15 protein-coding genes are annotated in these 14,180 nt (G+C 33.7%); 7 read left to right on the top strand and 8 right to left on the bottom strand.

The window, feature by feature from the left end; all coding sequences use genetic code 11:
- The first annotated feature begins 2 nt into the window (after positions 1-2).
- Positions 3-725, top strand: coding sequence for a hypothetical protein (locus tag EQG63_RS10850; protein WP_129436401.1), 723 nt, complete (start codon positions 3-5; stop codon positions 723-725).
- Between the two features lie 244 nt (positions 726-969).
- Here the strand turns inward: EQG63_RS10850 and EQG63_RS10845 are convergent, their stop codons facing one another.
- Positions 970-1,863 (bottom strand): coiled-coil domain-containing protein, encoded by an 894-nt coding sequence (locus EQG63_RS10845; protein ID WP_129436400.1) that lies wholly within the window; start codon positions 1,861-1,863, stop codon positions 970-972.
- Between the two features lie 119 nt (positions 1,864-1,982).
- Here EQG63_RS10845 and EQG63_RS10840 point away from each other — a divergent pair, with 119 nt between their 5' ends.
- Both EQG63_RS10840 and EQG63_RS10835 read left to right on the top strand, forming a co-directional pair.
- Positions 1,983-3,017 (top strand): formimidoylglutamase, encoded by a 1,035-nt coding sequence (locus tag EQG63_RS10840; RefSeq protein ID WP_129436399.1) that lies wholly within the window; start codon positions 1,983-1,985, stop codon positions 3,015-3,017.
- Between the two features lie 39 nt (positions 3,018-3,056).
- Positions 3,057-4,307: a DEAD/DEAH box helicase gene (locus EQG63_RS10835; RefSeq protein WP_129436398.1), complete on the top strand. Its 1,251-nt coding sequence runs from the start codon at positions 3,057-3,059 to the stop codon at positions 4,305-4,307.
- Between the two features lie 224 nt (positions 4,308-4,531).
- Here EQG63_RS10835 and pdxH read toward each other — a convergent pair whose 3' ends face one another.
- From pdxH to EQG63_RS10815, 4 genes are read right to left on the bottom strand one after another with little or no spacing between them, the layout of a single operon-like run.
- On the bottom strand, positions 4,532-5,176 hold the full coding sequence (pdxH, locus tag EQG63_RS10830) for a pyridoxamine 5'-phosphate oxidase (protein WP_129436397.1): 645 nt from the start codon (positions 5,174-5,176) through the stop codon (positions 4,532-4,534).
- 2 nt (positions 5,177-5,178) lie between these two features.
- A complete protein-coding gene (locus EQG63_RS10825) occupies positions 5,179-5,847 on the bottom strand; it encodes an SDR family NAD(P)-dependent oxidoreductase (protein WP_129436396.1) in 669 nt (222 codons plus the stop codon).
- A 3-nt stretch (positions 5,848-5,850) separates the two neighbouring features.
- Positions 5,851-6,756, bottom strand: coding sequence for a ribonuclease Z (locus EQG63_RS10820; RefSeq protein WP_129436395.1), 906 nt, complete (start codon positions 6,754-6,756; stop codon positions 5,851-5,853).
- Complete coding sequence (locus EQG63_RS10815) at positions 6,756-7,928, bottom strand: proline dehydrogenase family protein (RefSeq protein WP_129436394.1); 1,173 nt, start codon at positions 7,926-7,928, stop codon at positions 6,756-6,758. Before EQG63_RS10815 ends, EQG63_RS10820 begins: the two co-directional genes overlap by 1 nt.
- 96 nt (positions 7,929-8,024) lie before the next feature.
- Between EQG63_RS10815 and aroB the strand changes: the two genes are divergently transcribed.
- The 4 genes from aroB (at position 8,025) to EQG63_RS10795 (ending at position 12,241) form a co-directional block, all read left to right on the top strand.
- Complete coding sequence (gene aroB / locus EQG63_RS10810) at positions 8,025-9,077, top strand: 3-dehydroquinate synthase (protein WP_129436393.1); 1,053 nt, start codon at positions 8,025-8,027, stop codon at positions 9,075-9,077.
- Positions 9,078-9,367: 290 nt separating this feature from the next.
- Positions 9,368-10,768, top strand: a complete 1,401-nt coding sequence (locus tag EQG63_RS10805; protein ID WP_129436392.1) for an arginine decarboxylase — start codon at positions 9,368-9,370, stop codon at positions 10,766-10,768.
- 82 nt (positions 10,769-10,850) lie between these two features.
- Complete coding sequence (locus EQG63_RS10800; protein WP_129436391.1) at positions 10,851-11,825, top strand: deoxyhypusine synthase family protein; 975 nt, start codon at positions 10,851-10,853, stop codon at positions 11,823-11,825.
- A 17-nt stretch (positions 11,826-11,842) separates the two neighbouring features.
- Positions 11,843-12,241, top strand: a complete 399-nt coding sequence (locus EQG63_RS10795; protein ID WP_129436390.1) for a DNA primase — start codon at positions 11,843-11,845, stop codon at positions 12,239-12,241.
- Between the two features lie 49 nt (positions 12,242-12,290).
- Here EQG63_RS10795 and EQG63_RS10790 read toward each other — a convergent pair whose 3' ends face one another.
- Genes EQG63_RS10790 through pyrR form a run of 3 tightly spaced genes read right to left on the bottom strand, consistent with a single transcriptional unit; the run spans position 12,291 to position 14,118 of the window.
- On the bottom strand, positions 12,291-12,623 hold the full coding sequence (locus EQG63_RS10790) for a ribonuclease Z (protein ID WP_129436389.1): 333 nt from the start codon (positions 12,621-12,623) through the stop codon (positions 12,291-12,293).
- A 27-nt stretch (positions 12,624-12,650) separates the two neighbouring features.
- Positions 12,651-13,580: an aspartate carbamoyltransferase catalytic subunit gene (locus EQG63_RS10785; protein WP_129436388.1), complete on the bottom strand. Its 930-nt coding sequence runs from the start codon at positions 13,578-13,580 to the stop codon at positions 12,651-12,653.
- Between the two features lies 1 nt (position 13,581).
- Positions 13,582-14,118 carry a bifunctional pyr operon transcriptional regulator/uracil phosphoribosyltransferase PyrR gene (gene pyrR / locus EQG63_RS10780; RefSeq protein ID WP_129436387.1) on the bottom strand — a complete coding sequence of 179 codons (537 nt, stop codon included), beginning with the start codon at positions 14,116-14,118 and terminating at the stop codon, positions 13,582-13,584.
- Positions 14,119-14,180 lie beyond the last annotated feature (62 nt).

Below are 14,180 nucleotides of genomic sequence, written 5' to 3'. Positions count from 1 at the left end.
AAATGGAAAACTCAACAAAAAGAATTGAAATAGGTACAACTCTAAATAATGCCATTGAAATATTTAAAAAAACATATTTAGTTAGCGGATTAGCCTTTTTATTTATAACTACATTATTAGTGGCAATTGTCTTTATTGGAATTAACTTTTTTATTGGTTTTGAGGTCGCTGCAGAACAAATGAAAACATTTGATCCAGCAAATTTATCTTTAAAAGGAACTATAATTTATGTAGCCTGCGGAATTCTAACAACAATATTAACCGCACCGTTTACAGCTGGTATTCTAAAGATGATGAATGATGCAGATAATGGTGAAGAAGTTTCTTTTTCAACATTATTTTATTACGTAAATAGCCCCTTTTACTCTTCCATCATCTTTGCTTCTGTTATATTAGCATTAATCAGTTTTGGATTAAATATTGGAGCACAAAAATTATTTACCGACAAATCTATTGGTGGTATAATTTCAATGTCATTATCCGTTATTTTTTCAATACTTAGTTTTTTAACAATTCCTAATATCATATTTAAAGAAATGGGAGTTGTTGGTGCTATAAAAAATAGTATATCTGACACTAGTAGCAACTTTTTTCAAATATTGTTATTGCTTTTAATTGCAGTAGTTATAGGCTATATAGGATTACTGGCGTTTTGCATCGGAGTATTTTTCACATTTCCCATTTATTTTGCAGTACAATATTGTATCTATAAAGATTTAAATTAAAGCCAAAAAGACCGAAGTCATCAACTTCGGTCTTTCCGCTTTAACCCGTTAGTAAAATAAACTTGTGTTAACTATAGAATTAATAACATTTTTAACCTACATAAATTTACACAACGTATTTCTTAAAACAAAACATATCCTTTATTCAGCATAAAAAAACGTTTAATTACATATATGTCGTTTTAGTCTGACAAAAATAAAGCCTCCGAATGGAGGCTATATTTTTGTTATCAATTTATCTTTATTATCTCAAAGTAAAACTTGATTTAGAAACCAATTCTGATTTATCAAAAACATTCACAAAGAATGTACCTTCTTGAATATTTGTAACTGGTAAATCTTTTTCAATTTTTACCGTTTTGTTTTCATACTTAACAGTGGCAATAAAACTATAAGTCAAAGATTTTTCACCAAAACTTTCCGTTTTCTTGTCGCCTAAAACATTGCTTTTACTGTCAATAATTTGCACATAGTAAGCTTTATCACCTGATTTTGCAATTTGATTTTCAGCAATCATAAAACTCACTTTCAAAACGTCTGCTCTATTCGCTTTATCCGTTTCCACTTGCTTACCAGAACTTTTTTGCTTTACTGCAAGAGTTTGTAAATTCAATACTGATAATTTAGAACCTCTCTCAACAGTTTTAGCCAAATTGTTATTTTGTGACATTAAAGTATCGTTCACAGTTCTTGTTTGTGTCAATACCGTATTAGTACTATCTATTTTTGTATTCAAATTAGCGTTTTCCTTTTGAAGCCCTTCAATTTGCTTCATCAAAACAGCAATTTTAGCTTGTACTCTTTTTGCCTCTTCTTTATATTTAGAAATGGTAGCAGCATCATTACCTTTAGTTTTTTCTAAATCGGCCATTAATTGTTGGATTTTATCGCGTTCTGCTATCAATTCATCAGACAACGTTGTATTGGAAGCAATAGCTTCATCTAAAGACTGCTTAGAAACTTCTAAATCTTTCATTACTGATTCCTTTTCTCCTTTCACAAGTGATAGGGCATTTTGAGAATCCGTAGAAAGTTTATACATATACCCTAAACTTCCTAAAAGTAAAAGTGCTAAAATGGCAATAATTGCCTTTAATCCTGAATTGTTGGACTTGTTTGTTGTTGTTTCAGATGTCATTATTTTGTTTATTTGGTTGAATACAATTTGATGCTAATTTAATTTTTTTATTAAACATTACAAACCTTAACGCAAGTTTATATAAAAATAGTATTTTTGGATACCTATTATTTTTAACAATGGAAAACCTAATTCGATTTAGACAATCTGATTTATCAAAAATGACAGCTTTCAGAAATGGAGAAGTGAAGTTTGGTGAAAAAATGCTCATTACCCCAAAAGATGAAGATATTTTTGAATTTTTAAAAAATAGTGAAGCAAAATATGTCCTTTTAGGTATTCCTGAAGATGTAGGAGTTCGAGCCAATCTTGGTCGTGGTGGTGCTAATACCGCTTGGGAAAGTGCTATAAAAAGTATCGCCAACATTCAGCACAATCGGTTTTGTAAAGGTTCTCAAATTATTGTACTAGGGCAAGTCGATACCAGTCAAGAAATGGAAGCTGCCAAAAATCTGGACGAAAATATTCCGGAGGAAAGGAAGCAACTTTTTAAAATTACAGAACAAATTGATAAGGAAGTTTCACACATTATCTACAATATTGTCAAAGCAGGAAAAATTCCAATTGTAATTGGTGGCGGCCATAATAATGCTTACGGAAACATTAAAGGAACGGCTCTTGGCAAAGGAAAATCTATCAATGCTGTCAATTTCGATGCCCATTCCGATTTTAGAATTTTAGAAGGCCGACACAGTGGAAATGGTTTTTCCTATGCTTTTGAAGAAGGATTTCTTAAAAACTATTTTATCTTCGGATTACACGAAAGTTACACCTCCAAAAATGTTTTAGACATTATTAAAAATATCAGCGAACGTGTGAAGTACAATACCTACGACCAAATAAAAATTCGCCAGGAAAAAAACTACCAATCGGAAATCAATAAAGCCTTCGAACACATAAAAAATGAGTGCTATGGAGTCGAAATCGATTTAGATGCCCTACCTAATATTGCGTCAAGTGCCATGACTTTAAGTGGCTTTTCAGTAGAAGAATTGCGACAATTTGTTTATCAATTCGGAAATCATAAGAACGCATCTTACTTACATATTTGTGAAGGTGCTCCTTCATTAGGAGAAGAAAAAAACAATCATTTAATTGGAAAACTTATTGGTTATTTAGTGACCGATTTCATTAAAGGAAATTCTAATCTGTAAGTTAAAAGTATTAAGCCTATCTTTGCATAAAATTTTCATATGCAATTTCAAGAACTCAATATATCCAAAAGTGTCTTATTAGCCATTACTGAAGAAGGCTATACGAACCCAACTCCTATACAAGAAAAGGCCATTCCAATTATATTAGATGGTAAAGATTTAGTAGGTTGTGCGCAAACCGGGACTGGAAAAACAGCCGCTTTTGCCATTCCTATCTTAAGTTTATTACATCCAATTGTGGCCAAATCACAAAAAGGAAAAAAAATAAAAACCCTTATCGTCACACCTACTCGTGAATTAGCCATTCAAATTGGAGATAGCTTCAATACGTATGGAAAATATATCAATACTACCCAATTAACCATTTTTGGTGGTGTCAATCAAAATTCTCAAGTGGATGGATTAAGAAAAGGGATTGATATACTTATTGCTACTCCAGGTAGGTTATTGGATTTACACAAACAAGGTTTTATAGATTTAGATCATGTACAACATTTAATCTTGGATGAAGCCGATCAAATGTTTGATATGGGATTCATTAATGATGTCAAAAAAATCATCAAATTAGTTCCGAACGATAGACAAACTCTACTTTTCTCGGCAACTATGCCCATGGCAATCAGAGAATTAACCGAGCAATATTTGACAAATCCTGAAACGGTACAAGTCACTCCAATTTCTTCTACTACCGAAATGGTAAGTCAGCAGGTGTATTTTGTGGAAAGAGCTGAGAAAAAACAATTGCTTTTGCATGTTTTAAAAGGAGAAGATTTAAAAAATGTATTGGTTTTTTCAAGAACCAAACACGGAGCAGATAATATTGTAAAATCGTTAAAGAAAAACGGATTCAATGCCGAAGCCATTCACGGAGATAAATCACAAAGTGCGCGTCAGCGTGTTTTAAATGATTTCAAAGAGAAGAAAATTGATATTTTGGTGGCTACCGATGTTGCTGCTCGTGGGATTGATATTGAATTGTTACCTTATGTAATCAATTTTGATTTACCCAATATTCCAGAAACCTACGTTCACCGTATTGGGCGTACAGGTCGTGCAGGAAATAATGGTTTGGCTATTTCTTTCTGCGGAAAAGATGAAGAACCGTATTGGATTGATATTATCAAACTAACAAAAGCTAAAGTAAAAACAATTGATGATCATTTATTTCCTTGGCAAAATGTAAAAAAATCACCTGAAGCTACAGCCGAGCCTAAGAAAAGTAACAGAAGTGGTAAACCAAAATCACGAAAATCGGACGGAGCTAAAAAGAATAAAAAACGTTGGTATTAAACTAATAGTATAGAAAAGAAAAAAGTGCCATAGTTTGGGGAACCTTTGGCACTTTTTATCAAATAAACAAACTAAAAAACTAAACTATCTCAAATTTGTTTTACCACTAAAACAAATATTGTGTCTTGTAATACAGCACAATAGTACATAAAAAATCGATTAAATACCAAATAAAATCGATGAAATACATAAAAAATACTGATAAATATTATTTTTCTTACAATTTAAGAAGACAATCTTTCTGTTTTCCAAGAAAAATCAGATTGCAATTGGTAACGAATACGATCGTGTAAACGGTTTGGTCTGCCTTGCCAAAATTCAATTTCTTGGGGCTCAACCAAGTATCCACCCCAATAGGTTGGACGTGGTATTTCTTTTCCTACAAAACTAGCTTCTAATTCTTTCAATTTTTCATCCAAAAATTCACGTGAAGGAATCACTTCACTTTGATTGGAAACTATAGCGCCTAATTTACTTCCATCAGGTCGTGAAGCAAAATAATTATCAGAAATGTTCGCCGCCACTTTTTTGGCAGTTCCTTTTATAATCACTTGACGTTCCATAGTGTGCCAAAAAAAAGACAAACAAACATTGGGGTTGGCTTCAATTGCTTTCCCTTTTTCGGAATTGTAATTCGTATAAAAAATAAATCCTTCATATGTAAATTGCTTTAGCAAAACCACTCTTGATTTTGGAAATCCATCCAAACCAATAGTAGAAATGGTCATGGCATTTACTTCTCCAGCACCGCCAAAATCTTCTACTTCGTGAAACCATCTATTGAAAAGATTGATAGGATCTTCTGGAATTGCTGATTCTAAAAGTTCACTTTTCTCGTAAGATTTTCTGTAATTACTTAAGTCTTCCATAGTTACCAATTTAATTGAATTTGATTTTCTGCTGCCCAAAACGTGCCGGTTGGCAATTTTTTCAGATACAATTCAAAAATTCTTTGGGCAGAAAATTCAGGGGTAATATCTGCATCATCACCACCCATATCGGTTTTAACCCATCCTGGATGAATCGAATTTACGCTAATATTTCGTACTTCCAATCGTGCAGAAAGCGTTTTAGTATACATATTCAGAGCCGATTTCGACATTCGGTAAGCAGTCGCATTCGGTACAATTTTATCCCTGTTTAACATTCCCATTACGGAAGAAATATTATATATGGTTCCGCCATCAACAATTAGGTCCAAACAAGATTCTGTAAAGTTTAACAATCCAAAAACATTCGTTTCAAAAGTGGCTTTAACAACATCTATTTCGGGATGGTTTTGATCTAAATCTAAACCCACTCCTGCGTTATTGATTAAAAAGTTGATGGTTTTAAATTTTTCTTTAATTTCAGAAACAGCAGTATGAATTGAAGCTGCAGAAGTGACATCCAATTGTACCACTTCAAGATTAGGGTGCTGTATTGCAATTTCACCAGTTCTTGTCGTGACCATTACCAAAAAACCTTCCGCTAAAAATTTAGAAACCAAAGCGAATCCTACACCTCTGTTTCCTCCTGTTATGACTACTTTTTTTGACATCTTTTAAAATTGAAATTCAGCTCCATCGTCAGCTAAAAGTACGTTTTCAAAAACCGTTTGTGCTTCTTGTTTAAATAATTCAATCGAATCATAACGAGTAGAATAATGTCCTAATACCAATTGTTTTACATTGGCTTGTTTGGCAATTCGAGCAGCTTCTTTCGCTGTAGAATGCATTGTTTTTTCAGCTAAATGCTCTTCCGAATCCAAAAATGTGGTTTCATGATACAAGACATCAACCTCATTTATAATCGGAATGATACTTTCATTATACATCGTATCGGAACAAAAGGCATAACTTTTTGGACTTGGCGGATCAAAAGTTAATTCTGCATTAGCGATAATACGTCCGTCCTCTAAAGTAATATCCTTCCCGTTTTTAATATTTTGATAATAGCATTTTTCTACTTCGTATTCTTGTACTTTATCAATATTGAGCTTGCGTTCTTTGGTTTTTTCTTGAAATAAAAATCCATTAGTGTAAACGCGGTGTTTTAATGGTATGGTTTTGACAAGTACTTTATCGTCTTCAAAAATTACTTCCGATTGATTTGAAGATAATTCTACAAACTGTAAATCATACTGAGGCCAAGAATTGGAAAGTTTCAATTGCAACTTAATGATTTCTTTGATTCCTACAGGACCATAAACAGTAAGCGGGTTATTTCGGCTTAACAAATTAAATGTGGAAATCAATCCTATTAATCCATAAAAATGATCCCCATGCAAATGAGAGATAAAAATATGATTAATCGCCGAAAATTTAACCTTGTTCTTACGCAGTTGTACTTGAGTTCCTTCTCCACAATCAATTAGAAACAAACGGTTATTGATTTCTAATACTTGCGAAGTGGGGTTGGTAAATGTTCTTGGTGTGGCTGCGTAACAACCTAATATGGTTAACTGCATTAGTTTTTCCCTTTTCTTCTGGCTCTTTCGTTTTTAATAAGTGTTAATTCACGACTGGTTTGTCCGGCAACTGAAGTGTTTTCCTCTGCACGACGAATTAAATAAGGCATCACATCTTTTACAGGTCCGAACGGCAAATATTTAGCAACATTATAACCATTGGCCGCTAAATTATAACTGATGTTATCGCTCATTCCATATAATTGACCGAACCACACTCGGAAATCATTTTTTGCAATTCCTTTGTGCGCCATCATTTCCATTAGTTTATAGGAACTGTCTTCGTTATGAGTTCCTGCAAAAATGGCCATTTTATCAATGTGCTCTAACATATACGTAACGGCGTCATCAAAATTATAATCGGTTGCTTGTTTCGATTCACAAATTGGCGATTTATACCCTTTTTCATCCGCACGTTTGTTTTCCTTTTCCATATAAGCGCCGCGAACCAATTTCATTCCGATATAGAAATTTTCTTCTTGTGCTTGCGCATGCAATTTCTTCAAATAATCCAAACGATCCCAACGATACATTTGTAAGGTATTGTAAACAATTGCTTTGTTTTTGTTGTATTTGCGCATCATATCGGCTACTAAATCATCAGCAGCATCTTGCATCCAACTTTCTTCTCCATCAATTAACAACGCAATATCGTAATCATGAGCCAATTTACACACTTGGTCAAAACGCTCTACTACTCTATTCCATTCGGCTTGTTCCGTTTCATTTAAGGTTTGACCTTCCCCCAATTTTTCATACAATTCGAAGCGACCAAAACCTGTCGGTTTAAAAACGGCGAAAGGAATCGCTTTCTTTTCTTTGGCAAATTCAATGGTTTTCAAAGTCATTTTCAACGCATCATCGAATGCTGCTTCTTCTTCTTTTCCTTCTACCGAATAATCCAGAACCGATGAAACACCTTTAGTAAACATTTTGTCGACTACTGGGATACAATCGTCTTCAGAAACGCCACCACAAAAATGGTCAAAAACTGTAGCGCGTATTAATCCTTCCACTGGCAAATGTGCTTTTAAAGCAAAATTGGTAACAGCTGTCCCAATTTTAACCAAAGGTTGCGAATCTATTAATTTGAAAAGAAAATAGGCTCTTTCTAGTTCCGTATCACTTTTTAAAGTGAATGCATTTTGTGTATTGTTGAAAATTTTTTCCATTATGTAGTAATTGTTATGCAAATATAAAACACAGCCCTATTTTATTATAGTATTTTTACTTTATTTTGCATTATATCCCTAACATTTAAACCAAAAATGGTTACAAATCCTATAATTCATTTCAACAAAGGCAATTACGAAGCGTTAAATCGTTTTTTGGCTACTAGTAATTTTTCTAAAATCTTCATTATTGTCGATGAAAACACCAATGAATTTTGTTTACCTAAACTTTTACCTTTATTAGAAACAGAGTCGGAAATTGAAATCATCGAATTAGAAGCTGGTGAAGAAAACAAAACAATAGAAACCTGTATAGGAGTTTGGGAAGCACTAATCGAATTAGGAGCCGATAGAAAAAGTATCATTTTAAATTTAGGGGGTGGTGTTGTGACAGATATGGGCGGATTTATTGCGGCTACTTTTAAACGTGGTATCCCTTTCATTAATATTCCAACGACATTACTAGCTATGGTGGATGCTTCGGTTGGGGGTAAAAACGGAATTGATTTGGGTGGATTAAAAAACCAAATTGGTACCATTACCAATCCAGAAATGATTGTTATTGATGTCGAATATTTAGAAACCCTATCCCAAAGAGAATTAAAATCAGGATTAGCAGAGATGCTAAAACACGGTTTGATAGCCGATAAAAAGCATTGGAATCTATTGAAAGACTTTGCTCAATTTGATTTTTCAACTTTTGAGAAAATTATTGAAGAATCGGTCAATATTAAAAACAATATTGTCTCGCAAGACCCAACAGAAAACGGAATCAGAAAAGCCTTAAATTTTGGTCATACACTCGGTCACGCCATAGAAACCTACCTTCTGGAAAATCCAACTAAAGAAAAAATTCTACACGGAGAAGCCATTGCTTGTGGAATGATTTTAGAAAGTTTTATTTCCGTTGAAAAAGGCTTACTTTCACCAACAGAATACAGTGAAATTAAAAACGCCCTAAACAGCATTTTTGAAAGGATTTTATTTACTGAAAACGACATTAATTCTGTACTTAAATTGCTCATTCACGATAAAAAAAATGAATACGGCCAAATTCAATTCGCACTTTTAAACGGAATTGGAGGTTGTAACATTAACCAAACAACTGATAACGAAACTATTATCAACGCTTTTAAAGACTATAATTAATTTATATTTTTTTGTTGAAATCTTTTTTTATCAAGTATTAAATTTTTTTAAATTTGCTGCCATATGAAAGTACCGCTTTACTCCTTGCAAAATCAATCGTTATCGAATCCAACGTTCGGTGCGTTTTGTTTTGAAAAAAAGAGAGGTTCTTTTTTAATTTGTGAAAATCAAATGACTGCATCTATTTCTATGCTCTTTAATGAGTTAGAAATCATATTCGCAAATATTAGAGTTTGAATAATTTGTATTAGTTTTTTTATTATTTTTAATTACACTTTACTGATAACTAGATGAATACAAAATATTACGATTTAATCAATCAAACTTTTTATTTTCCACAGGAAGAATTTACATTAAACAAAGACAATCTTCAATTCCACGGCATTGACTTAATGAAATTGGTAGAACAATATGGTACTCCATTAAAGTTCACCTACCTTCCTAAAATCTCTGATAATATCAACAAAGCTAAAATGTGGTTTCGTAATGCTATGGAAAAGCATAACTATGAAGCCAAATACTATTATTGCTATTGCACTAAAAGTTCGCATTTTGAATTCATTTTAAATGAAGCTTTAAAAAATAATATTCACATTGAAACCTCTTCTGCCTTCGATATCGATATCGTTGAAAAACTAATGGAAGATGGAAAAATCAACAAAAATACTTTTGTCGTTTGTAATGGTTTTAAACGCGATCAATATGTTATTAATATTGCTCGTTTGATCAATAACGGACACAAAAACACCATTCCAGTAATTGACAATTACGAAGAATTAGATTTACTTCAAGAACAAATTGAAGGGAAATTTAAAATCGGAATTCGTATTGCCGCAGAAGAAGAACCAAAATTTGAGTTTTATACTTCTCGTTTAGGAATTGGATACAAAGACATCGTTCCTTTTTATCGTAAACAAATACAGGACAATAAAAAAGTTGAGTTAAAAATGCTTCACTTCTTTATTAATGCAGGTATTCGTGATACAGCCTATTACTGGAATGAACTTTTAAAATGTATGAAAGTGTACATCGCTTTGAAAAAAGAGTGTCCAACTTTAGACAGTTTAAATATTGGTGGTGGTTTCCCTATCAAAAACTCATTGGCTTTTGATTACGATTATCAATATATGGTCGATGAAATTTTAAATCAGATCAAAATTGCTTGTGACGAAGCTGATGTACCGGTACCTCATATTTTCACAGAATTCGGTTCGTTTACTGTTGGAGAATCAGGTGGTGCTTTGTACCAAGTATTGTATCAAAAGAAACAAAATGATCGTGAAAATTGGAACATGATCGATTCGTCTTTTATTACCACTTTACCGGATACTTGGGCGATTAACAAACGATTTGTAATGCTCGCCGTAAACCGTTGGAATGAAACGTACGAACGTGTACTTTTAGGCGGATTAACCTGTGATGGAGATGATTATTACAACTCCGAACAACACATGAATGCCGTGTATTTACCAAAGTACAATAAAGAAAAACCATTGTATATCGGTTTCTTTAATACGGGAGCTTATCAAGAAACTATCGGAGGATTTGGTGGATTACATCACTGTATTCTTCCACAACCAAAACACATATTAATCGATAAAGACAAAAACGGAATTTTTGCTACCGAAGTTTTTTCAGAACAGCAAAAAGCAGAAGATGTTTTAGAAATATTAGGATACTATAAAAAATAATTTGCGTCCAAAAAATTATTAACTTTAGGTAACAATAATTAAAATTAAAAACTCGTTAACAAACGAAAAACACAAACAGAAAATGAGTAAAGGACCTATCAGTCAGTTTATTGAAAAACATTACTTGCATTTCAATGCGGCCGCTCTTGTAGACGCTGCAAAGGGTTATGAAGAACATTTATTAGACAACGGTAAAATGATGATTACCCTAGCCGGTGCAATGAGTACTGCCGAATTAGGAAAATCATTAGCTGAAATGATACGTCAAGACAAAGTACATATCATTTCTTGTACGGGAGCAAACTTGGAAGAAGATATCATGAACTTGGTGGCTCATAATTCTTACAAGAGAGTGCCAAATTATAGAGATTTATCACCACAAGAAGAATGGGATTTGTTAGAAAACCATTACAATCGAGTAACGGATACTTGTATCCCAGAAGAAGAAGCTTTCCGCCGTTTACAACAACATTTATTTGACATTTGGAATAATGCTGACTCAAAAGGAGAACGTTATTTTCCACATGAATTCATGTACCAAATGATTAATTCTGGTGTATTACAACAGTATTACGAAATTGATCCGAAAGATTCATGGATGGTAGCTGCAGCCGAAAAGAACTTACCTATTGTGGTTCCAGGATGGGAAGACAGTACTATGGGGAATATTTTCTCATCGTACTGCATTAAAGGAGATTTTAAAGCCACTACTATGAAAAGTGGTATTGAGTATATGATGTGGTTGGCCGATTGGTATCCGAAAAATTGTGCTGGAAAAGGAGTAGGTTTCTTCCAAATTGGAGGAGGTATCGCTGGAGATTTCCCAATTTGTGTGGTGCCAATGCTTTACCAAGATATGGAAATGCATGATATTCCGTTTTGGAGTTATTTCTGTCAAATTTCAGATTCAACGACTAGTTACGGATCGTATTCTGGTGCCGTTCCAAACGAAAAAATCACTTGGGGTAAATTAGACATTACAACTCCTAAGTTTATTGTTGAATCGGATGCAACAATTGTTGCGCCACTTATATTTGCGTACGTTTTAGGTCAATAAAAACAAGAATTCCCCATATGAAAAGAGTTATCGTAGACTATTCTAAATTAACAGGCGAAATATTAAACCTATTAGTAGATAAATTTCCTGACGGTTATGACGATTCCGATATTGTTCGTTTTAAAAATGCAAAAAATGAAACGATTGAAGCCGTAGAAGTAAAAACCGAAGACACCATCTATTTAGTAAAAGTCAGTACTAAATTAGCAGATCGTATTGAAAATTATGATGAAGATGATGAATTAGAAAACGGTGCAGAAGATTCATTGGATGCTTTAAAAGAGCTCGAAATTGATGATGATACTGCTGCCGATGAAGAAAAATTAGAAAAAGGTGACGCTGATGATGCTGATGACGACGATGACGAAGACGATGATGATGTAGCCGACTCTGACGTTGACGATGAAGACGAATAAACAAAAAACCACGCGAAAAGCGTGGTTTTTTTTATACAATAAGATTATATTAAAATCCTAAATCTCTTTCAATTTCTTCCATTTCGATTATGTCATGTGCTTCCAATAACGTTGGAACCACTAACAAAGAAGAAGGAACTTTATTAAAATCAATTTCATCTGCCACAATTACAAATGATTTTTTTGCTTTTTTATGGACTTTAGACAACTCTTTAAAAAGTTTAATCCCATCCATATCTACTGATTTATCATGTGTGATATCCAGGATAAGATTCGTTTCCTTAAAAGAATTGTATTGATCCGTTAGCTTCTTTAAAAAAGCTTCCGTGTTACCTTCTGTATCTTTTATAATTGTTGTATGTCCTTTATGATCTACTTTCATTGTATTCGCTTTATACAAAAATAGTGTTTATTGCTTGATTTTCGAAGCCAATAAATAAATTACTGCCATTCGCACTGCTACCCCATTTTCAACTTGTTCTAAAATAACTGATTGCTTAGAATCGGCTACATCTGAAGTAATTTCAACTCCACGATTTATAGGTCCAGGGTGCATGATTACGATTTCTTTGTTCAAAGAATCAAGTAATTGCTTGTCCACTCCATATTGCATAGCATACTCTCGAGTAGTTGGAAAATAGCTCATATCTAAGCGTTCGTTTTGTACGCGAAGCATGTTAGCCACATCACACCATTCCAGTGCTTTACGTAAATTTGGCTCAACTGTCACTCCAAGTTCGTTAATGTATTTTGGAAGCAACGTATTTGGTCCGCACACTTTGACTTGTGCTCCTAATTTTTGTAGCGCATAGATGTTAGATAAAGCCACACGTGAGTGCAAAATATCTCCCACAATCACCACTTTCTTCCCTGCTACATCCCCTAACTTTTCGCGAATGGTATAAGCATCTAGCAAAGCTTGTGTCGGGTGCTCATGAGCTCCATCTCCAGCATTGACAATACTCGCATTTACATTTTTAGACAAAAAGACAGCGGCTCCTGGCGAAGAATGTCTCATCACCACCATATCCACTTTCATCGAAAGGATATTGTTTACCGTATCAATTAATGTTTCTCCTTTGGTAACCGATGAACTCGAGGCGGCAAAATTTACCACATCGGCGGAAAGTCTTTTTTGAGCCAATTCGAAAGAAAGTTTCGTTCTCGTACTGTTTTCAAAAAATATATTGGCAATGGTAATATCTCGAAGCGAAGGTACTTTTTTGATGGGACGATTAATCACTTCTTTAAAATGGTCGGCGGTTTCAAAAATAAGTTGAATATCTTCTTCTGTGATGTATTTGATTCCTAATAAATGATTTACACTTAATTCCTTCATCTTACTTTGTAATTAATTCTACTGAGTCTTCTCCGGAAGTTTCCTTCCATTTCACTACAACTTTTTCGTTATTAATGGCGTCCACTTGTCTTCCTCTATAATCGGGTTGAATGGGCAAATGGCGGCTAAAACGTCGGTCGATTAGCACTAACAGTTCGACTTCGCTTGGTCGTCCAAAAGATTGAATCGCTGAAAGCGCCGCATTGATACTTCTTCCGGTATACAAGACATCATCAATAAAAATGACTTTTTTGTTTTCCACCAAGAAATCGATTTGGGTTTTGTTGGCCTCTAAGGTTTCTCCACGACGGAAATCATCTCGAAAGAAAGTTATGTCAAGAAAACCTAAGGAAACATCAGTAACCTTGTATTCTTCTGCTAAAATTTGCTTTAAACGAGTAGCCAATTGCGCGCCTCTTGGCTGAATACCAATCAGAACCGTGTTTTTAAAATCGAGGTGATTTTCTATGAGTTGACAAGCCAAACGATGAAGTATGATATTGACTTCAGTAGCTGTGAGCAAAGTTTTTTGACTCATTGTAGTTAGTTGTGTTTGGGTAACAAATTTATAATTTTTATTTCAATATAAGCATATAAGTT

This window comes from Flavobacterium amnicola, from assembly GCF_004122165.1.
GTDB lineage: Bacteria > Bacteroidota > Bacteroidia > Flavobacteriales > Flavobacteriaceae > Flavobacterium > Flavobacterium amnicola.
The sequence above is the reverse complement of the archived record's forward strand: the minus strand, read 5'-3'. Positions and strand labels throughout refer to the sequence as shown.